At 56.5% G+C, this 20,301-nt stretch carries 15 protein-coding genes; 3 read left to right on the plus strand and 12 right to left on the minus strand.

Annotated features, from left to right (window positions below):
* Positions 1 to 4: 4 nt before the first annotated feature.
* From I9184_RS09010 to I9184_RS09035, 6 genes are all read right to left on the minus strand, one after another.
* Entirely contained in the window at positions 5 to 769 is a 765-nt protein-coding gene (locus I9184_RS09010; RefSeq protein ID WP_171636111.1) for an SDR family oxidoreductase, read from the minus strand.
* Positions 769 to 2,475: an IlvD/Edd family dehydratase gene (locus I9184_RS09015; RefSeq protein WP_209833908.1), complete on the minus strand. Its 1,707-nt coding sequence runs from the start codon at positions 2,473 to 2,475 to the stop codon at positions 769 to 771. The genes I9184_RS09010 and I9184_RS09015 overlap by 1 nt, the downstream gene beginning before the upstream one ends.
* 58 nt (positions 2,476 to 2,533) lie before the next feature.
* A complete protein-coding gene (locus I9184_RS09020; RefSeq protein WP_209833910.1) occupies positions 2,534 to 3,874 on the minus strand; it encodes an alpha-glucosidase/alpha-galactosidase in 1,341 nt (446 codons plus the stop codon).
* On the minus strand, positions 3,871 to 4,719 hold the full coding sequence (locus I9184_RS09025) for a carbohydrate ABC transporter permease (RefSeq protein ID WP_170345350.1): 849 nt from the start codon (positions 4,717 to 4,719) through the stop codon (positions 3,871 to 3,873). Before I9184_RS09025 ends, I9184_RS09020 begins: the two co-directional genes overlap by 4 nt.
* Position 4,720: 1 nt before the next feature.
* Positions 4,721 to 5,647 carry a sugar ABC transporter permease gene (locus I9184_RS09030; RefSeq protein ID WP_171636104.1) on the minus strand — a complete coding sequence of 309 codons (927 nt, stop codon included), beginning with the start codon at positions 5,645 to 5,647 and terminating at the stop codon, positions 4,721 to 4,723.
* Positions 5,648 to 5,739: 92 nt separating this feature from the next.
* Positions 5,740 to 6,999 carry an ABC transporter substrate-binding protein gene (locus I9184_RS09035; protein WP_171636102.1) on the minus strand — a complete coding sequence of 420 codons (1,260 nt, stop codon included), beginning with the start codon at positions 6,997 to 6,999 and terminating at the stop codon, positions 5,740 to 5,742.
* 141 nt (positions 7,000 to 7,140) lie between these two features.
* Between I9184_RS09035 and I9184_RS09040 the strand changes: the two genes are divergently transcribed.
* The 3 genes from I9184_RS09040 to I9184_RS09050 all read left to right on the plus strand — a co-directional run bounded on the left by I9184_RS09040 (position 7,141) and on the right by I9184_RS09050 (position 11,534).
* Entirely contained in the window at positions 7,141 to 7,947 is an 807-nt protein-coding gene (locus I9184_RS09040) for an IclR family transcriptional regulator (RefSeq protein ID WP_171723772.1), read from the plus strand.
* Entirely contained in the window at positions 7,944 to 9,002 is a 1,059-nt protein-coding gene (gene ugpC / locus I9184_RS09045) for a sn-glycerol-3-phosphate ABC transporter ATP-binding protein UgpC (protein ID WP_209833912.1), read from the plus strand. The genes I9184_RS09040 and ugpC overlap by 4 nt, the downstream gene beginning before the upstream one ends.
* A gap of 318 nt (positions 9,003 to 9,320) precedes the next feature.
* Complete coding sequence (locus I9184_RS09050; RefSeq protein WP_209833914.1) at positions 9,321 to 11,534, plus strand: NADP-dependent isocitrate dehydrogenase; 2,214 nt, start codon at positions 9,321 to 9,323, stop codon at positions 11,532 to 11,534.
* A 575-nt stretch (positions 11,535 to 12,109) separates the two neighbouring features.
* On the opposite strand, the gene I9184_RS09055 is transcribed toward I9184_RS09050, so the two are convergent.
* From I9184_RS09055 to I9184_RS09080, 6 genes are all read right to left on the minus strand, one after another.
* Positions 12,110 to 13,072 carry a glycosyltransferase family 2 protein gene (locus tag I9184_RS09055; protein ID WP_348539516.1) on the minus strand — a complete coding sequence of 321 codons (963 nt, stop codon included), beginning with the start codon at positions 13,070 to 13,072 and terminating at the stop codon, positions 12,110 to 12,112.
* A 265-nt stretch (positions 13,073 to 13,337) separates the two neighbouring features.
* Positions 13,338 to 14,447 carry a transporter substrate-binding domain-containing protein gene (locus tag I9184_RS09060; RefSeq protein WP_171636092.1) on the minus strand — a complete coding sequence of 370 codons (1,110 nt, stop codon included), beginning with the start codon at positions 14,445 to 14,447 and terminating at the stop codon, positions 13,338 to 13,340.
* A 44-nt stretch (positions 14,448 to 14,491) separates the two neighbouring features.
* A complete protein-coding gene (locus tag I9184_RS09065; protein WP_171636090.1) occupies positions 14,492 to 15,754 on the minus strand; it encodes a transporter substrate-binding domain-containing protein in 1,263 nt (420 codons plus the stop codon).
* A 21-nt stretch (positions 15,755 to 15,775) separates the two neighbouring features.
* Positions 15,776 to 16,558, minus strand: coding sequence for a protein phosphatase 2C domain-containing protein (locus I9184_RS09070; RefSeq protein WP_171723769.1), 783 nt, complete (start codon positions 16,556 to 16,558; stop codon positions 15,776 to 15,778).
* Positions 16,559 to 16,561: 3 nt separating this feature from the next.
* Positions 16,562 to 17,599 (minus strand): FHA domain-containing protein, encoded by a 1,038-nt coding sequence (locus I9184_RS09075; RefSeq protein ID WP_209833918.1) that lies wholly within the window; start codon positions 17,597 to 17,599, stop codon positions 16,562 to 16,564.
* 201 nt (positions 17,600 to 17,800) lie between these two features.
* A complete protein-coding gene (locus I9184_RS09080; protein ID WP_209833920.1) occupies positions 17,801 to 19,987 on the minus strand; it encodes a serine/threonine-protein kinase in 2,187 nt (728 codons plus the stop codon).
* Positions 19,988 to 20,301 lie beyond the last annotated feature (314 nt).

Below are 20,301 nucleotides of genomic sequence, written 5' to 3' on the forward strand. Positions count from 1 at the left end.
AACATTACCCCGAAACCACAACGCCGCCATCAACAGCCATACATTGCCCGGTCATCGCATGGCTGGCCTTGGACGCCAGAAAAAGTGTTGGTGCTATCATATCCTCGGGCTTCAGGTGCTCTTTCAGACATTGCCGGTCCAAATGCGCCGCCAGATCCTCGGGCGTGGCCCATTTATCCAACTGTTTTTGCGTCAGAACCCAGCCGGGGGCCAGAGCGTTGACGCGGATTTTCCTCGGCCCCAGTTCTCGTGCCAATGACCGTGTCATCCCCGTGATCCCGGCATTCGAGGTCGTATAGATCGGATAGCCAGCATTGCCCATCATGTAACTGATCGAGCTGAAATTGATGATCGACCCGCCATCTTTCATTTGCCGGGCGGCTTCCTGACACGCGAAATAATAGGCTTTCAGGTTCACCTCGATCATCCAGTCCCAGAATTCCGTCGTGGTTTCCTCAAGCGTATGACGTTGGTCGTTGGCTGCATTGTTCACCAAGACGTTCAAAGGACCATGAGCCTCGGCAGCCTTGGCCATCGTCGCGTGCAGTAGTTCGGTATCCGTCATGTCGCCTTGCAGGAACAGCGGCGCGCGGCCGTGCTTGTCGCGCATCTCTTCGACAAAACCGCTGGCATCCGACCGACCAATGAAGGCCACATTGGCCCCCTGTGCCATGAATCCATCTGTCAGCGCCGCACCGACGCCCGAGCCGCCGCCGGTGATATAGACGGAGGCCCCGTTGAGATCGTGGAATGTAGCTGGTTGGGTCATCAGTGGCTCTCTCTGGTCACGAGGCGCGTGTCTTTGCCAACAAGGAAATCCAGATCCGCCCCCTGATCCGCTTGCAGCACGTGGTCGATGTAAAGTTTTGCATATCCGCGTGTGTAGTGCGGATCATCCGGTTGCCACGCGGCGCGGCGGGCGTTCAGTTCGTTTTCGTCCACAAGCAGTTCCAGTTCGCCGCTGCTGGCTGAAACACGGATGCGGTCTCCGCTTTTGACCAGCGCCAGCGTGCCACCCGCCTGTGCTTCGGGGCTGACATGCAAAATGACGGTGCCATAAGCTGTTCCCGACATGCGGGCATCCGAGATCCGGATCATGTCTCGCACACCCTCTTTCACCAATTTCGCCGGAATTGGCATGTTGCCGACCTCGGGCATGCCCGGATACCCCTTGGGGCCACACCCTTTGAGCACCAGAATGCTCTTGGCCGTGACCGGCAGGTCTTCACGGTCTATATTGGCCTTCAGGTCTTCGATGTTGTCGAACACAAAAGCCTCGCCCTCGGTTTCAAGAAGCGCGTCAGTGGCCGCCGAAGGCTTGACGATTGCCCCATTCGGCGCAAGGTTGCCGCGCAGAACTCGCAGGCCCGCAGCGGGCTTTACAGGATCATCGAAGGGACGGATGACGTCCGAGTTGTAACACTCGGCCCCTTCGTAATGTGCTGAGATATCCTTGTTCAGAACCGTCTTTGCCGGGCGCAGGAACGATTTGAGTTCATTCAGTACAACCGGCATGCCGCCTGCGTAGCAGAAGTCTTCCATCAGGTATTTGCCCGACGGCATGCAGTTGACCAGCAGCGGTATTTCGGATCCGATTTCAAAGTCTTTCAGGGTCAGGTCAACCCCGACACGTCCCGCCAGCGCCAGCAGGTGAACCACAGCGTTGGTCGAGCCTCCTACGGCGGCATTGGCGAGGATGGCGTTCTCAAACGCCTCTTTGGTCAGGATGTCCGAGGGCTTGAGGTCTTCTTCCACCATCTCGACGATGCGCCGGCCGGTCATGTGCGCCAGCGCCATGCGGCGGGCGTCGACCGCCGGAAGCGCGGCATTGGTGGGCAGGCTCATGCCCATCGCCTCGACCAGCGATGCCATGGTGGACGCCGTGCCCATGGTCATGCAGACACCAGCGCTGCGCGACATGCCGGATTCAGCGTTCATGAAATCCTGCAAGGTCATTTCGCCGGCCCGAACGGCCTCGGAAAATTTCCAGACATCGGTGCCGGATCCGATATCCTGTCCACGGTATTTACCGTTCAGCATCGGGCCTGAACTGACGACGATCGAAGGCAGATCGACTGACGCCGCCCCCATCAGTTGCCCCGGCGTGGTCTTGTCGCAGCCGCCCAACAGAACGACTCCGTCAATACCATAGGCGCGGATCGATTCTTCGACATCCATGGCCAGCAGGTTGCGGAACAGCATCGCGGTGGGTTTCATCTGGGTTTCACCCAGCGACATGACGGGGAATTCTACCGGAAAGCCTCCCGCCTCCCATACGCCGCGTTTTACGCCCTCGGCCAGGTCGCGCAGGCCCGAGTTGCAGGGGGTCAGTTCCGACCAGGTGTTGCAGATGCCAATTATGGGTCGTCCGTCAAAAGCGTGGTCGGGAAAGCCCTGGTTTTTCATCCACGACCGGTGGATGAAGCCATCCTTGTCGAGTTTTCCATACCAATGCTGTGAGCGGCGTTTTATCATGTCTGGCTTTGTTTTTCTTGGCTGAAGTTGGAACTGAGTATTTGCAAAATGATGAAGATCAGGCGGCGCGGGCCGGTCGGCACCAGTCGGGCAGCCAATCGTTATGGGCCGTCAGCAGATCCGTGACAAGGTTTCGGATCTGGCGCAGGTCCAGTTCGGCGGCGGTGTGCGGATCCATCATCGCGGCGTGATAAATATATTCGGGGTTCTGTTCTGTCAGGGCCCGAACAGTCAGTTCCTGTACGTTGATCTGGGTGCGCATCAGGGCAATCAACTGCGGCGGGATGTCGGTCACGACAGAAGGCTGTACGCCGTTGCTGTCGACCAGGCAGGGGGTTTCGACCGCCGCGCCCATGGGCAGTTGCGGGATCTGGCCGGTATTGGGCAGGTTGCCATAGGCCATGTAGGGCGTGTTCGTTGCGATCGCGTTCATCAGGTCGGCGGCGAATTCGTGGCTGCGCGTGACATCGATATTGCGCCCGTCGGTCAGGGTCTTGGCCTGTTCCTTCCACATCTCGACCTGCTCGACGCAGCGGGTGGGGTATTCGTCCAGCGGGATCGAGAATTCCTCGATCAGGTCCTGTCGCCCGTCCTTGATGAACCACGGCACGTATTCGGCCAGGTGTTCCGAGCTTTCCGTGCAGAAATAGCCCAGATGATCCATCACCTCGTACCGCACCTTGTTGGGGCAGCGCGGCATCAGCAGCGGTGCCTTCGGGAATTTCCCCGCGTGATAGCCCCGTCGCAGTGCCGGATACAGGTCGCGGCCCTGATGTTCCAGTTTCAGAAAGAATGCGACGTGATTGATGCCCGCGACTTTGTAGCGGAACTCATCCTTTGGCAGATCCAGATCGTGGGCCAGTTCCTCGACCGTATTTTGAACCGAGTGGCAAAGGCCCACATGTTTCAGGGAAGGGAAGCGTTCGGCCAGTGCCCAGGTGTTGATGGCCATCGGATTTACATATTGCAGCAATGTCGCGTTCGGACAGAGTTGCATCATGTCCCCTGCGACATCCCAAAGCACCGGAACCGTGCGCAGGCCTCGCATGATTCCTCCGACGCCCAGCGTATCAGCGATGGTTTGACGCAAGCCATACTGCTTGGGGATCTCGAAATCGGTGATCGTACAGGGCTTGTACCCCCCGACCTGAAAGGCGGTGATGACGAAATCGGCCCCGTCCAGCGCCGCACGGCGGTCGGTATGGGTCGAGACAGTCGCCCCGGCCCCGACCGAGCGGATCATGGAGCGCGCAACAGCTTCGCTTTCCGCAAGGCGCTGGGGGTCGATATCCATAAGCGCAAAGTGACTGTCGGCCAGCGCAGGGGTCAACAGAGCATCTCCAATGATGTTCTGCATGAAAATTGTGGACCCGGCACCGATAAAGGTAATTTTGGTCATTTCACAGCTCCGAGGGTCAAACCCGCAATGAAGTGTTTCTGCATCAGGAAGAACATGGCCACCGGTGGCAGAGCTGCCACAATGGAGCCCGCGCTCATCAATTGATAAGCGGCGCGGAATTGTGCGTTGAAACTGGTGATTCCGGCAGTTACAGGCTGGCTTTCCGCGCCTTGCGTCAGGACGACGGCCCAGAAATAGTCGTTCCAGATGAAGGTGAAGATCAGCACGCTGAGCGCGGCGATCGCGGGCTTCATCAGCGGCAGGACCACGTACCAGAAGATGCGCCATTCGCTGATGCCTTCGACCCGTGCTGCCTCGATCAGTTCAAAGGGCAGGGCGCGGATGAAGTTGCGCATGAACAGGGTGCAGAACCCGGTCTGGAAGGCGATGTGAAACAGGACCAGCCCGGTCTTGGTGTTGTAGAGCCCAAGTTGCAGGGTCAGATCCCGAACCGGCACCATCAAGATCTGAAAGGGCACGAAATTCCCGGCCACGAACATGAAGAAGATCCAGAGGTTCGACTTGAACTTGTAAATGCCAAGCGCGAAGCCGGTCATGCAGCTGAGCGCCACCGCTCCGATCACGGTAGGGACGGTGATCATGAATGAATTCAGCAGGTATCGCGGCATGTCCGAATTAAAGAACACCTGACCATAGTTAAAGGCGCCTTCAAAGCTGGACGGCATTCCCCAGTAATTCGCGTTGGTGAAGTCAGCAGCGGGTTTTACCGAGAAAAGAGCAACCGCCAGCAGGGGACCCAGCCACAACAGAAGGGCCAATGGAAGCATGGCTTGATACGTGATCTGCGCCGCGCGGGGTTGTTTTTCGATGGGTTTGGGAAACATCTCAGCGCCCCTTCTCTTCACGGTACATCGACCACAGGAAGTAGGCGATGAAGCACAACATGATCAGGAAAAGGATCACGGCGATGGCCGCGCCATAACCCATGCGGAAGCCATATTCGGACAGGGCGACCTCGAACATGTAATAGGCCAGCACGCGGGAGGATCCGAAAGGTCCGCCTTGTGTCATGATCGAGATCAGGTCGAATGACCGTAATGCGCCGATGATGGTCACGACAAACGCGATAAAGGTTGCGGGCCGTAATTGTGGGATGATGATGTGCCAAAGCATCTTCCAACCCTTGGCCCCGTCCAGGCGTCCCGCTTCGATCTGTTCCGGGTCCACAGCGTTCAGGCCGGTGAGGTACAGGATCATGCAATAGGCGGTTTGTGGCCAGAGGCCGGCGAAGATGATGCCGTAGGTCACAAAGCGCTCATCGCCAAGCACGTTCAGGGGACCAAGGCCGAAGAGGTCGAGGAATTCGTTCAGCAACCCGAAGGTCGGATCGTAGAACCAGGTGAACACCAGCCCCACCACGACCTGAGAAATCACGAAAGGAAAGAAAAACAGGGACTTATACAGGCGGATGCCCCAAACTGTCTGATTCAGGAACAGGGCGATGAACAAACCTGCCGGAATCGCGGCCAAGTACAGGATCAGCCAGATCAGATTGTTCTTCATCGAGATGTAGAAAGCATCCCGGTCTACCCATTCCCAGTAGAGGTCTTCGTAGTTGCGAAAGCCGACGTATTCCGCAGCGCCCAGGCCGTCCCACTCGTAAAGCGACAGGTTGAAGGACTGGAATACCGGGATAATCACATAGACCAAGAAGAACAGCATCCCGGGGGCCAGAAACAGCCAGGGTGCGATGCGTTGTTGATTGCGATGGAACCAGCTTTCCTGTTCTGAGGCGTCGGCTGCAACTGTCATTGGAAACTCGGGTCTGTTGGAGCAAGGCGGGTCGGAACCCGCCCTACGATTCAAAGGAGCGTGGGCCGGGCTTTGGCCCGACCCTTGCCTGATCAGTTATCGTAAATACGCTCGCGCGCGCGTTCGAGTTTGGCCAGTATCCGGTCCAAGTTGTCGGGTTTGACCATGAATTCCTGGAAACCTTCCATGGACACTTTGGCCATTTCCGCAGGCGCGTCGCGGTCCCAGAACTGGGCTACCCCACCGGGGCTGTTGGACGAAAGCATTTCAAAGCCCTGTTGCAGGAACTTGTCGTCATCCACAGCGGATTGCGCGTTGACCGGCAATTGGCCGAGATTCGCGCCGTTGTTGATTTCGGTCTGTTCATCAGCAGAGACCACAAAACGCAGGAATTCGCGCGCAGCTTCCTTGTTCGAAGCATTGGTCGGGATGTGGAACGTGTCTGTCGGAGCGTCTTCGGCCAGCTCAACATCGGGATTGATCGCGACGAACTGGTAGAAATCCAGCTGGTCATCTGTCAGGCCCGCATCGCGCAACGGTGCCACTGCGAAGTTGCCCATCAGATAGGCTGCTGCCTCACCATTGACCATGAAGGGCAGCGCTTCCTGCCAGCTGTAGGTCTGGTGGTTGTCGATGAATGCGCCCATGTCGATCAACTGTTTCCAGTTGGCGAAGGTCTGCTTGACCCGGTCGTCTTCCCAGCTGACTTCGCCATTGGCCAATTGCTGATGAAAATCAAAGCCGTTTGTGCGCATGTTCAAGTAGTCAAACCAGCCACCAGCGGTCCAAAGGAACTTGGTGCCGATCGTGTAGCAGGCGCGTCCTGAATCGACGATTTTCTGGCAGTTGGACAGTTCTTCTTCCCAAGTAGTCGGCTCGCTCAGGCCCAGCTCGTCAAAGATGTCTTTGCGATAGTAGACACCCCACTGATAATAGGTATACGGCACACCCCATTGCTTGCCGTCGATTGTCAAAGCGCCCTTGGTCGAAGCGAGATTGTCGGCGATCTCGGGCTCGGCCCACAAATCTGAAACGTCCTCGAACAGACCCGCCTCGACATATGGTTTCATACGGTTGGCCGCGTACCACGTGGCCACGTCCGGGGTGTCAGCCGTCAGGAAGTTCCGGATCTGCGTTTTATAGGCTTCGCGGTCGATGACGGTTGTTTCGATTTCCAACCCCGGATGCTGTGCCCCGAACCGTTCGATCATCGCCTCCATCGTCGCGCGTGGCGCCGGGTTCGATGTGTCCAGAAAGATCCGCAGCTCTCCGGTGAGTTCCGCAGCTGCTGGTGCCGCCATCGCGACACCAAGCGCCAGCGCAGCCGTCGTGCGCTTGAAAGTTGAATACATAGTTTCCTCCCTGTTTCTCTCCCACAAGGTTCCAAATAGTGAAACCGTGTTTTATATATTGAAAACTACACATCGACTCGGTTACTGTTGTCAAGACCCTCGTGAGGATGGCGAGGGATAATCGGAGGAGAATGATGGCCCGTGTCAGGTGACGGAACTATAGGCAAAGCATGTGATGTGCTGGATCACGTAGCATCGTTCGAGCGCCCCGTTCGATTCGCTGAACTTTTGGAAAGCAGCGATTTTCCAAAGGCGACCCTGTATCGATTTCTGCAATCCCTCACCAACCAGGGAATGCTGTCTTATAACCGCGACAGGCAGACCTATGCGCCCGGAATGCGGCTGGTCCGGTTGGCCCATGCGGCATGGACGCAAAGCTCATTGGCCCCGATAGCGCGGCCTTTTCTGGATGCCCTCAGTCAAGAAACCGGTGAAACCGTGCATCTGGCGCAGCTTGATTCCAGTCAGGTTCTTTACGTCGACAAACGCAACGCCGCACAACCAATCGAGATGTACTCTCAGGCTGGTAAAGTTGGCCCGGCCTACTGCACAGGGGTCGGCAAGGCGATGCTGGCATTTTTGGACGAAGATGCGTTGAACAGGGCGGCGTCGCAGCAAAGCTATCACCGCTTCACCGACAAAACGCTGACATCCGAAAAGATGTTGCGGGCTGATCTTGACAGAATTCGCAGCCGGGGATTTGCCATCGATGATGAAGAGCACGAGCCTGGCATCATATGCATCGCCTGCCCAGTTCTGACGTCGAACGGTCGGATGCTTGGGGCAATTTCGATAACCGGGTCCACCGAACGAATGGATTTCGATCAACTCGAAGCCTGGGTGCCGCGCCTGCGGCGCGTGGCTGAACAAATCGGAACCGAGGCACAAGCCTGGCGGTTTCCCGAAACAGGCCCTAGTTCCAAAAACGACAGGATGCTGATGACATGACAGGTGTAACTCTGAATCGGGCAATCAAACGGTACGGTCAGACACAGGTCATTCATGGGATCGACCTGCAAATCGAAGATGGTGAGTTCTGCGTTTTTGTAGGGCCTTCAGGGTGCGGAAAATCCACGTTGTTGCGGATGATTGCAGGGCTGGAAGAAACCTCGGAAGGTGAGATTCACATCGGATCGCGCGAGGTGACACATATGGATCCAGCCAAGCGCGGCGTGGCGATGGTGTTTCAGACTTATGCGCTCTACCCGCACATGTCAGTGGCGGAAAACATGGGATTTGGTCTGCGCATGAATGGTGTCCCAAAAGCCGAGATCGACCAGAAGGTGCAGGAGGCTTCGAGCATCCTGAAGCTTGATCCTTACCTCAAGCGCAAACCCAAGGCCCTGTCCGGGGGGCAACGGCAAAGGGTTGCGATCGGGCGGGCGATTGTACGCGGGCCCGAGGTTTTTCTGTTTGACGAACCCCTGTCCAACTTGGACGCTGAATTGCGTGTCGAGATGCGCGTCGAAATCGCGCGTCTGCATCAGGAAATCGGTGCAACCATGATCTATGTGACCCATGATCAGGTCGAAGCCATGACGATGGCCGACAAGATTGTGGTGCTGCGCGATGGCCGGATCGAACAGGTCGGCGCCCCGATGGATCTGTACCGTGATCCCGACAACCGGTTTGTTGCAGGTTTCATCGGCTCGCCCGCGATGAACTTTCTTGATTGCGATTATACTGACGGCCATGTCACCCATCCCGCTTTGGGCCAGCCATTGCCGGTCTCGGCAACTGTTCCTGCCGGAACGGGCAAGGTGACGTTGGGGATGCGCCCTGAACATATTCACATCGACCGGTCTGCCGACACCTGCACTGTGGACCTGACCGAAGCGCTTGGGGGTGTATCCTACTCGTATTTGCTGACGCCAAATGGGGACAAACTGGTTGTGGAAGAGCGGGATGACCAGCGCAGCAAAACCGGTGACCGGATTGGCATATCCATTCAACCTGACCGTGCCATGGTATTTGATCCCGAGACAGGGCAGAGATTTCGGTAATCCTTGGCCGCAACCCGAAAAAATTCGTGGGACCAGCCGGGCAGCTTCATGGAAAACATGTGGCGTGACCTGAAGGGAAACGCCAAAGACAGCCGGGTGAAACGTTGAGCTGATGACATCAAAAGCCATCCAAGCCCAGCCCGTGGCAAAACGCGCGGGCACAGATGATTGATTCCCAGCGTAACGTGATTTAAGGGAGGCCCTGTCAAAACAGAGTCACCCAGGGGCGGTATCGTGATCGCGCCCCTCCCGCGCCACGCTGAAGTGGCTTCAACTCTTGGATCGCACGCCCCGAAAGGCTTAAAAAGGTAAAAGAATATGGCAGATAAATCGAACTTCGACATATTGTATACCATTGTAGACGAAGCGCCCGAACTGGCCAGCGCCTCGTTCCTGCCCATCATTCGCAAGTTCGCTTCGGCTGCTGGCGTCAGCGTGGGCACCAAGGACATTTCACTGGCCGGGCGCATTCTGGCAGCCTTCCCCGAAAACCTGACGGATGAGCAGCGTGTCTCGGACGATCTGGCAGCATTGGGTGAGCTGGTAAAAACCCCGGACGCCAATGTGATCAAGCTGCCGAACATCTCGGCATCGGTTCCGCAACTGGTGGCCGCCATAGAAGAGTTGCAGTCGCAAGGCTATGATATCCCGGCCTATCCCGAAGAACCTTCGACCGACGAAGAAAAGGCGATCCGTGCGCGTTATGATGCCATCAAAGGCTCGGCCGTGAACCCGGTTCTGCGTGAAGGTAACAGTGACCGCCGTGCGGCGCGGGCTGTCAAAAACTATGCCCGCAACAACCCGCATTCCATGGGCGAATGGACCTCGGACAGCAAAACCAAAGTCTCGTCCATGTCGGGCAACGATTTTTACGCCAATGAGAAATCGTCCACCATCACCGCTGCCCAAGCGGGCGATGCAAGGATCGAGTTTGTCAGCAAAGACGGCAGTGTGACTGTCCTTAAGAACGCGTGGCCGCTGGACGAAGGCACCGTGGCTGATGCGACCTTCATGTCGGTCAAAGCACTGTCATCCTTTCTTGCAGAGGCCATCGAGGACACCAAGAAAGACGGCACAATGTTCTCGTTGCACCTGAAAGCCACGATGATGAAGGTCTCGGACCCGATCATCTTTGGCTATGCGGTCAAGGCCTGGTTGGCGCCGGTTTTCGACAAATTCGGTGCGGAACTGGATGCGCTGGGTGTGAATCCGAACTCGGGTCTTGGCGATTTGCTTGAGCGGGTACAATACAATGCCGAGATCGTCGCCGCAATAAACGCGATCAAGTCTGATCGTCCATCCATGTATATGGTGGATAGCGACAAGGGCATCACCAACCTGCATGTTCCTTCCGATGTGATCATTGATGCTTCGATGCCAGCGGTGATCCGCGCGGGCGGCAAGGGTTGGGATGAGACCGGTGCCAAGGGTGATACAAATTGCGTCATCCCCGACCGGTGCTATGCAACTGTTTATGATGAAAGCATCAAGTTCTTCAAAGCCAATGGTGCATTGAATCCCGCCACTGCCGGTGCGGTCGCAAATGTTGGCCTTATGGCGCAGAAGGCCGAGGAATACGGCAGCCACCCGACCACCTTCGAGGCGCCCGCCGACGGCTCAATGCGCATCGTTCTGGCCAATGGCGAGGCCCTGCTTTCGCACGAGGTCGAAAAGGGTGACATCTGGCGGGCCTGCACCGTCAAGAAGGCGCCGATCGAGAACTGGATACAGTTGGCGATGGACCGTCAGCGCCTGACCGGATCCGAGGCGATCTTCTGGCTGGATGCGAACCGTGCCCACGACGCAGAGCTGATCAAATATGTCGAACCGGCGCTCGAGGCTGCGGGCGTGGCTGACAAGTTCCAGATCATGGCCCCGCGCGAGGCAACGCGCCAGACGCTGGAAACCATCACCGCCGGAAAGGACAGCATCGCCATCACCGGCAACGTGCTGCGTGACTATCTGACCGACCTGTTCCCGATTCTCGAACTGGGCACCTCGGCCAAGATGCTGTCGATCGTCAAGCTTATGAATGGCGGCGGCCTGTTCGAAACCGGGGCAGGGGGCTCGGCACCGAAACACGTGCAGCAATTGGTCGAGGAAAATCACCTGCGCTGGGATTCGATGGGTGAATTCTGCGCGCTTGGGGAATCCCTGAACTTCCTGGCCGACGCCAAAGGAAACGCGAAGGCAGGTGTTCTTGGCGCTGCGGCAGAGGCCGCAACTCAGGGCATTTTGGACAACAACCGGTCGCCAAGTCGAAAAGTCGGCGAACCGGACAACCGCGACAGCCACTACTGGTTCGCGCGCTACTGGGCCCAAGCCTTGGCTGCCCAATCTGACGATGCCGATCTGGCAGCTGAAATGGCACCACTTGCAAAAGCGCTGGCAGAGAAAGAAGAGCAGATCTTGTCGGAACTGGCCGCAGTCCAAGGACCGTCGGTGGATTTGGGCGGGTACTATCACACTGACCCGGTCAAAACCGCCGCTGTGATGCGCCCCAGCGCTACGCTGAACGCAATCATCGGCTGATCGCCGTCGAACAGGCGGGCGAGTTTCGTCCGACATCAAGACACGAAGGGACCGCCTTTGCGCGGTCCTTTTCATGGAACGCGGGATTGCCCAAAGACCCGCCCCGAACCTTACGCCTGACGATCTGTAGCTTGCTGTGGCTGCGCCGTTAAAACCAACCTTGTCAGGTTCTATGAACGACTTGCGCAATGTGTGCCCGGTAAACATCTGCGCATCACGTTGGGTTCCAGCGCTTGGGCCGTCCGGACACCAGGCGCAAATTTCGATCGCTTTCCTGAAACTGCGAACAGGGCGGTCAGCAAGGATCGAAAGATCCTGATTTTTGGAAAAATTTAAGACTTACGGGATTCCCCCAATAGCGCCGGTTTTCAGTCCGCGTTAGATATTTGGGGACAAAGAATTTCACTGGTGAGGCCTTAGGGCTATATCACTCACTCAGAAAAATGGCCAGCATTTGGGGTGCTGGCCATTTGCGTATCTGGTTCACCAAATCCTTGAACAAACCAGCCTGTTCAGACGCTTACGCGCGAACAGGCCGTTCATTTGACTAGCATTGAACTGGGGGTTGATTTTAATCAGCCAAATCGACGGGTTTGAGCCTCGACAAGCGATGGCTTGATTTGGTCAACGCCTGACGCAGCTACACCTTTGTGCTGCAAATATGACAGACGACGTGCTTCCCTCCGGGCAAGAGCCAGAGATTCCAGAATCAAAGCGCAGACGATGGACAGCATTGTCGCAACAAAACCGGATACTGCGACGACGACAGACGGAATTCTATCGACAAGCCCTGTTTCCAAAAATTCCCGGAATACGGATGCAAACACAAAGAGCGAAGGCAAAAACATCAACACGGCCAATGACAGGAAAAACGCAACGGGCTTTTCATCCTTGATCAACAAGCCGATCATTTTGAGAATCCGCCACCCGTCGGAAAACGTCGCCAACTTAGAGTTCGAATCCGGCAGGCGTGACGAATACCTTGTTTGAACCTCACCGATTGGCATGCGCATCTGCATCGCATGAACTGTTAGCTCTGTTTCAATCTCGAACCCGTTTGATACTGCGGGGAAGCTTTTGACAAAGCGTCTGCTGAAAACGCGGTAACCCGAAAGCAGGTCGTTGATTTTGCTGTTGAAGAAGAATTTCACAAGCCAACTGAACAACGCGTTGCCAAATTTGTGGCCGCGCCGATAGGCTTCAGTTTCTTCATTCACACGGGCGCCGTTGACCATATCCAGATTCTGCGAAACGAGCATGTCGATCAATTCCGGCGCCGCCGCGCTGTCATAGGTCGCATCCCCGTCAGCCATAACGTAGACATCCGCATCAACGTCGGCAAACATTCGACGGACCACGTTGCCTTTGCCCTGGTATGTTTCGGAATAGACCCGCGCGCCTGCCTCAAGCGCGACCTTGACGGAGTCGTCGGTGGAATTGTTGTCATATACGTAAATCGTTGCGTCGGGCAGGGCCGCGCGGAATTGCCGAACGGTTTCACCTATGGCAACGGCCTCGTTGTAGCAGGGCAAGATCACTGCAACGTCCAAATCCGATCTGGTCGCGGACGACGGTGAGTTATTCTGAATATTGAAGGCGCCCTGTATCATATGCAAATCACGCTCTTTCATTGGCATCAATTGAATGATGATCGTGCTTGGGGTTGAAGGTGCTGCGTATTTGAGGCTGTTATGAAGCAGATAAGAGGCCAAAATTTGTCATTCTGAAAAACCTCGTGTTTGACGCTGACAAAAAAGGGGCCGATTGAAGAACCGGCCCCAAAGTTTCAGCTGAACCGAGGGATCAGTTCGACGCTGCCATCAGTTTTTCGTTGTGCTCGCGCAGCGTGTCGGAGACGATCGCATACCATTCCCCGGTTTCGCGCATCTCGTTCAGGCCTTTGTTCAGCATCGCCAGGTATTGCTTGCCGAACGGATTGCTGCGGTGGCTGATAAAGCGCAGCGAGGAAAGCGAGGTCACGTACGGGTTCTCAACCAGGTCGTTTTGGTTCAGGCCCATTTCAACCATTGTGTCCGAGAACAGCTGAACTTCAAAGGTTGCAACATCTGCGGTGCCGGTCAGGACCGCGTCAAGGCATTCGCGTGCGGTGATCGGCTGCATCAGCGTCATGGTTTCACCGTTGTGCAGACCTTCCTGTTCCAGATCATGGATGAACCAGCCATCCATACGGCAGATCGTGGCGCCCTTCAGCTCTTCAAAGGTTGTCGCATTCGCATACTGGCTTTCCGGAATGGTGTAGAACCCGACGACAATGTCGTAGACCGGAACAGATGAATCGAACTGGGTGCAGCGCACCTCGGTTTCCCAGGACCATTCGTAGGTGCGGTTGGTGCAATCCGGCATGTTCCACGCCATGGACACGTCAAAGGCGCCAAGAGGCAGAAGAGTTTCCAAGTGCGAGTTCCAATCATCCACGAAGCTTACGGAATAGTCGCGCGCGTTGCCGCCACGCTGCAAAGCCGTGGTGCCCAGACGGGTGATTGCTCCGCCGCCGTTCAGCGATTCATCGGCGAAAGGTGCCCAGCCATTGCCGGTCACCAGCTTGATCGGTGGCTGGTAGACGCTCGAACGTTTGACGCTGGCCGCGCGTTGTTCTTCAGCTGCGATGATTTCCTGCGCGCTCTGACCATTGGGCAGGCTACCGTCCTCACAGGGAAGGGCCAGAACCAGACCTGGCTCCAGAGCGTTGGGGTTGGTGATTTCGTTCCGGTTCGCGTTGAAGATCGGCTGATAGTTCGACGTGCCGTAGGCTGCGATTGCAATGGTCGCCATGGTGTCGCCGTCTTGGACGGTATAGTTGGTGCAAGCTTCCTGTGCTGCAGCGGCACCTGCGCTCAGAGCGGTAATAGCAGTTGCTGAAAGCGCTACCTTTTTCATCTTCTCGTTAAACATGTCCACTTCCTCCAGACTTTAGTTTGTCAGGCCAGATCGGGGCCTTATCCATTTTCCATTTGATGACGCAGGGCGGTTGACACGATGTCGCGCCATTCGCCCGATTGCTGCATGATTGCCAGACCCTGATTCAGCGTCTCAAGGATCGCTTCCCCATCAGGATTATCTTTGTGGGTCATGACGTTGAGCGACTTGATGGCCGCAAGGTTGGGGTTTTCGATAATCCGGTGCTTGTACCCAAGCCGTTCAATTGCCTCGGCTGCCAGATGTGCCTCGATGGCGACGATATCTGCGGTGCCTTCCATCAAAGCGTGAAAGCAATCATCCGGTGACGTTGGCCGCAGAAGTTTGATGACCGGTTCGTACAGGCTTACAGCGTCCATGTGAGACAAAGACCAACCCTCTGGCCGGCAGATCGTTGCACCGGCAAAATCGGCATAGGTCAATGTCTCCTCATAGCCGGAACCTTCGCGGGCGAAGAACGTATCCACGACCTCGTAGAACGGGTTTGAGAAATTGTAGGTCTCGCACCGATTGCGATCATCTTCCGACAGCGCAACGGCCTCTTCGCAATTGGGGCGCGACCAGGGGAAGGTGGCGTCAAATGCGAGTGTCGGCATCAACAGGTCCAGATGCGAAGACCAGTCATTCACGAACTGAATCTTGTAGGCCTGTTCGGGAGCGGCTCGAAACATCGCTGTCTCAACCAGATGGGTATAGAGCCCCCGATTGGGCAGAGATTCATCGGTGAACGGAGCGTAGTTACCGCCAGTGATCAACAGCAATTGACGGTCCCGGATTTCGGGCCGTTCACCCGTTCCGGCATTTCGGATCAAAGCGGCAGCTTCGGCACGGGCGGCTTCAATCTCTTCCTTGGCAGCAGCGCGTGCTGCAACGACCGCCTCTTCACTCGCGTTCTTTGCCTCGGCTTCCGCTGCGGCAACGCGGGCTTCCGCTTCGGCCACGGCTTTCTCGGCACGTTCTTCTGCGGCTTTTACCAGCTCTGCCGCCATTTCGGCGGCCAGCCGCTCTGCCTCGGTGTCAGCAAGCGCCGGAGCACGCCCGACATCTTCCAGACAGGGCAGTTCCAGAACGTCGCCGACGCGGATGATATTGGGGTTGGAACCGATAACATCCCGGTTCGCGTCGAAAATGATGCGAAAGTCCTCGGTCGCATACACTTCGATTGCCAATTCCCGTAAGCTATCGCCGCGTTGAATTTCATAACTTGAACACGCCTCTTGCGCAGATGCCGCGCCCGTGGCGGCAGCAAGGGCAAGGCTTGATATGAGTAAGTGCTTTATCATGGGTCCTGTTGCTTTGCCTGTTTAGGTTCTTGTGAGTTTCGCCACTGCGATAGAAAGATTGTCCTGATCCGGGTCACCCTTGGCCTGCACAGCCGTCAGCAATGCTTCGGCAATGTCTTGAGCCAGCCCCTGTTGATGATCCCGCAGAATGGCTTGAATTTCGGTGTCGCTGATGTACTGCAACCCATCACTTCCAAGGATCAGGACATCGGCGGGCGACACGATCAATGGATCTTCCGGGCAATCCACTTTGGGAATGGCCCCGCCTGTAACCACGGACGTTAATTGATTGCTGTCCATGTCCCGGGCCACCGCTTCGGTGATCTCGCCCGAAGCCACTTTCGACGCAATCACGGGTGCCATCGAGTGGTCTTCGTTGACCTGCGTCAACGCTCCGTCCCGAAACAGGTAAAGAGGGCTGTCGCCGATCGAAATCCAGAACACACGCCGCCCCAGAAGAAGGACACCCAACATGGTTGATCCCATGTTGAAGCCATGACCCCTGGCCTCGGTGTAGTTGGCGATCGCGGCATTGGCTTGCATGGCGGCCAAAGGAAGCGCATCTATCGCGGATCCTTCGTTCAGGGTTTCTGCCTCAAGTTCTGCGTCCAGCGCGTCGCGCCATGCAGCCACTACCATTTCCGAAGCTATTTCACCCGCCTCATGGCCGCCCATACCGTCCGCAATCACAACATAGCCCGCGTCCGACGCGTCAAACATGCGGGCTGCAATCGCGTCTTCCTGCGTTTCCCGCTGACCCTGGTTCAGGATCAGCGCAACATCATATGCCGGAGTTGCCAGCATTTATCAGGAATCCCGCCAATCAAAACCGTCGTCGCAGAAAGCCATGAACCGGATCGAGGTTTCGCTGATGCGGATCAGGTCTCCGTTGGACAGGGCCACGGTGCTGAGAACAGGTTTGCCGTTCAGACGTACAAGATTGGCCTTGCCGCCATGGCCCAAGTAACACTTCCGGTCTTCGGGGTCATAGGCGATGACTGCATGGTTCGAGCGCGAAATGCCGGTATCGCCAAAATCCAACTGAATGGCCTGGTCATCGTTGCGCCCGATTTGCATCAGGCCTTCGGTCAGCGTAATGCTTGAACCTCGTCCCGGACCGGCTGTTACAACCAGCCAGCCCACCGGGAATGTCTCTTGCGCCGCTTCTGCTTTTGCGACGGGTTCGGAGGATTCGATCAGGTCCTGAACATGCGTGTCGGCGCGCTCAAATCCCAGAAATGTCGTTTTGACCCGTGAACGGCGATCCTCGACCGGGGCAGGGGCTGTTTCAACCTGCTCAATCACCGGCTCAACCGTGTCTTCGACCTGCTTCTCTTCTGGGGCCGGAGCTTCGGCAACCTCAACCTCGCCGACTTCTGGCTCGGTAGGTTCGGACACGACCTCGGCCGTTGCTTCCTCTGGCGAAGTCTCGGCGGGTGTTTCCGTCACATGCAGGGTGACAACCTGCTCGACCTCAACCAGTTCTTCGACATTCTCTTCCACCAGAACGTTTTTCAGAGCGTCGCCCTCTTCCAAGTTGTCTTCTTCCGAACTGTCTTCGGCAAAGATCGACTCCTCGGGTTCGGCCACTGCCTCCGGCTCGGCCTCGTCAAACTCGGGCATCTTTTCTTCGGGGATCAGTTCATCCGTTTCCTCATAGGATTCGGATGTCATGTTTCCACCGGCCAATGCGGCGCGCAAAGCGTTGAAATCCGCAATAGGTTCCTGCTTTTCTTCTTCGCTTACAGCACCGTCTACTGTGGCCGGTTTCTCGGCAACGTCTTCTTCTTTGGATTTGCCGGCACCTTCGAGAAGCCGGCTCAGAGGGCTTTTGTATTTGAACATGGTGTCGACACCTTCAAGTTAGTGACGCAGATAAGCCGCGTCGTAAGCTGCTACTGTTCCCTGCACGTCAGCGCAGAGCCACTCAATGGATACCCATGGGAACTGGTACATTCTGCGGCGGGCCGGTTCCCGCCAGGGTGGCACACCTTGATACCACCCTCAGCAAACACACACTGGCAGATCACTATCGAACCGGTCAGATTACTCCTGTGCAAGTTGCATGATTGCGGCCGTCTCGGCCCCATTGCGCAACACTGTCAGATTTGCCTCAGGCTGCTCGCTTGAAACGAGTGCGGCCAGCATCTCATCAAGGCTTTCCGAGCCGTCAAATGTGATGCCGGAATGGCTTTCATTCAGAAGGACATCGTCTTTTTGCAGGCTTACTGCCGCGTCAGCCGGAACTGCGTTCACCGTGGTTTGCCATCCGCTATTGCCATCGGCGCTCACGGTAAAGGTGTAACCATTTTCTAAACCAACGGATCGTATGGCGGGAAGGGCCAACAAACCATTTTGCGCCCGGGTCTGACCCAGCGGGCGATAGCGGGCAGCAACCCTTGTGTACCCATCGGCATCAACCTTCAGGTTATCCAGAACCTGCGCCGCAAAAGGTACATCCTGGCGGACCGGGCTGCCATTCAGGGTATAGATGACAGCGCCACGCTGTACCCAATCGCCGATCACGCTCATGTCCTGATTGGCGTCCACCCCCGTAACTGCAATGGTGGCTCCGGTAGAGCCGCGGCGGCGGGATGTCTGGAAGGGGATATCGACATCCCAATGCGCAAACGCCACCTGCTGTTCCGCCGGAACACCGGCGTTGGCGATTGCATCAGTCGCAGGTGTCTCGATCTCAGACACTGCTGCAATATCAGTCACTTCTTCCGACTGTGCCGGAATTTCGGAACGTTCAGTGTCTACGGAGGCTGTTTCTGTGGCAGCTGGCTCCGCAGGTACTGGTTGTGCCTGCTCGACAGGCTCTTCCGGTTTGGGTTCGGGTGCAACGACCACTTCGGGTTCGGGATCGGTGGCCTCTGTGACAGAAGGATCGGTAACGGGCGCCTCTGTCTCAGCGGACTGTATGTCTGCCATGGGCTGCGCGACCGGTGTTTCTGCCTGGTCTTCTGTCTTGTCGCCGGACATCACAAAGAAACCACCTGCAGCCAACGCAACTGCAACAACAGCCGCGCCTGCAATCAGCTTGCCGCTGCCGCCGGACCCGCTCTGAACCACTGTATCGACAGCGACCGGGGTTTCCTCTTTCTTTGAGATTTTGGCCAGATCGCCATCTTTTTTGTCTTCGTTGCCAAGAACGATGTCCGAGTTTCCGGCCAGCAGGGCCGTAACTACGGCTTCGGCGTTCTCGCTTTCGGCCTTGATCCGGGCCTTTTCTTCCTCTTTGTCTTTGCGATCCATGCCGACAATCACGGACACGGGACGATAGGCGAATGTGTCAAACATGACACCAGGGCCGCGGAACATGCGCAACCAATCCAATGCAGATTGAAGACGATCCGTGGCGTGAACTTCCATCGCCTTGTCAATCGCCTCGAGGAACCCGTCTGGGTATCCTTCGAAACGACCGGTCAATGGCGTGTAGGGGTCATCCTGCCCGTTGTTGAACGCGTTCAGGCGGCTCTGGCCGTCGATGGGGCGTTCACCGCTGATGGCGTGATAAAGCGTGGCGGCCAGAACATAAAGGTCGCTGCTGGGCCCTTGATCCGCGCCCCGCACATAGAATTCGTGCGGAGAGTATCCATCCTTGATCACGCGCAGGGTCAGCAATGCTGCCGATTTGTTCGCCGCTTGCTCGCGTGCGGCGCCAAAATCGATCAGGACGGGGTCTCCGTTTTCATCAATCAGAATGTTGTCCGGCGAAATGTCCCGATGCAACATGCCGCTCTGGTGAATGAAAGACACCGCGGACAACATTTTTTCGGTGACCTGAACGATGAAATCAGGGCCGCCGTCATTCTCCGGGTTTTCCACGTAATCCAGCAGGTCGCACCCACGGATGAGATCCATTGCGATATATGCGGTGTCATTGTCTTCGAACACCTGATGCACATCTACGATATTGGGATGTACCAGACGCGCATGATTGCGTGCCTCCTGAATAAAGAGGTCAATGATCGAGCGCAGGTCGTCCTTGAAGGACGGGTCGTTTGGTTCGACCAGATCACCGTTGCGGCGGCACAGCGCTCCGGGGAAGCACTCTTTGATCACGACGTCGCGCTCCAGGCTGTCGCGCGCCAGGTAAGTGATCCCAAATCCGCCGTTGCTGAGATAGCGGAGGATTTCATACTGCCCGCGCAACAGCTTTGCGCCTGGCTGCAATCCTTCAATTTTCGGTTCGTCGTGCGTCGCGCCGACAGCCTGGTTGTGGCTCATTTCAATCCGCCCGTTCTATTCATTTTGCGGCTTAGAAAAACCGGGCCGACAGCCCACGAACTCACAACCAAAAACAACCGCAGGACACTTGAGAACGGTTAGACGTTTCAAATTTGACTTTATTGGGGCCGCCTGATGGCTTCACTATGGATCGTTTTTCGCGTGATGGCATATGTTGTGCTTAATGGTATATGCGGATCTATATATAGACAATGAGTATGGGCTGATTGAAAACTTAAACCCGAAATCAAGCGTGTTGGTCCACGAATTCGAAACAATAAAGGGCCGATTCCTCGGCCCTTCGAATCGCTGCA

Source organism: Ruegeria sp. HKCCE3926 (genome assembly GCF_017872515.1).
In the GTDB taxonomy this organism is placed as follows: Bacteria; Pseudomonadota; Alphaproteobacteria; order Rhodobacterales; family Rhodobacteraceae; genus Ruegeria.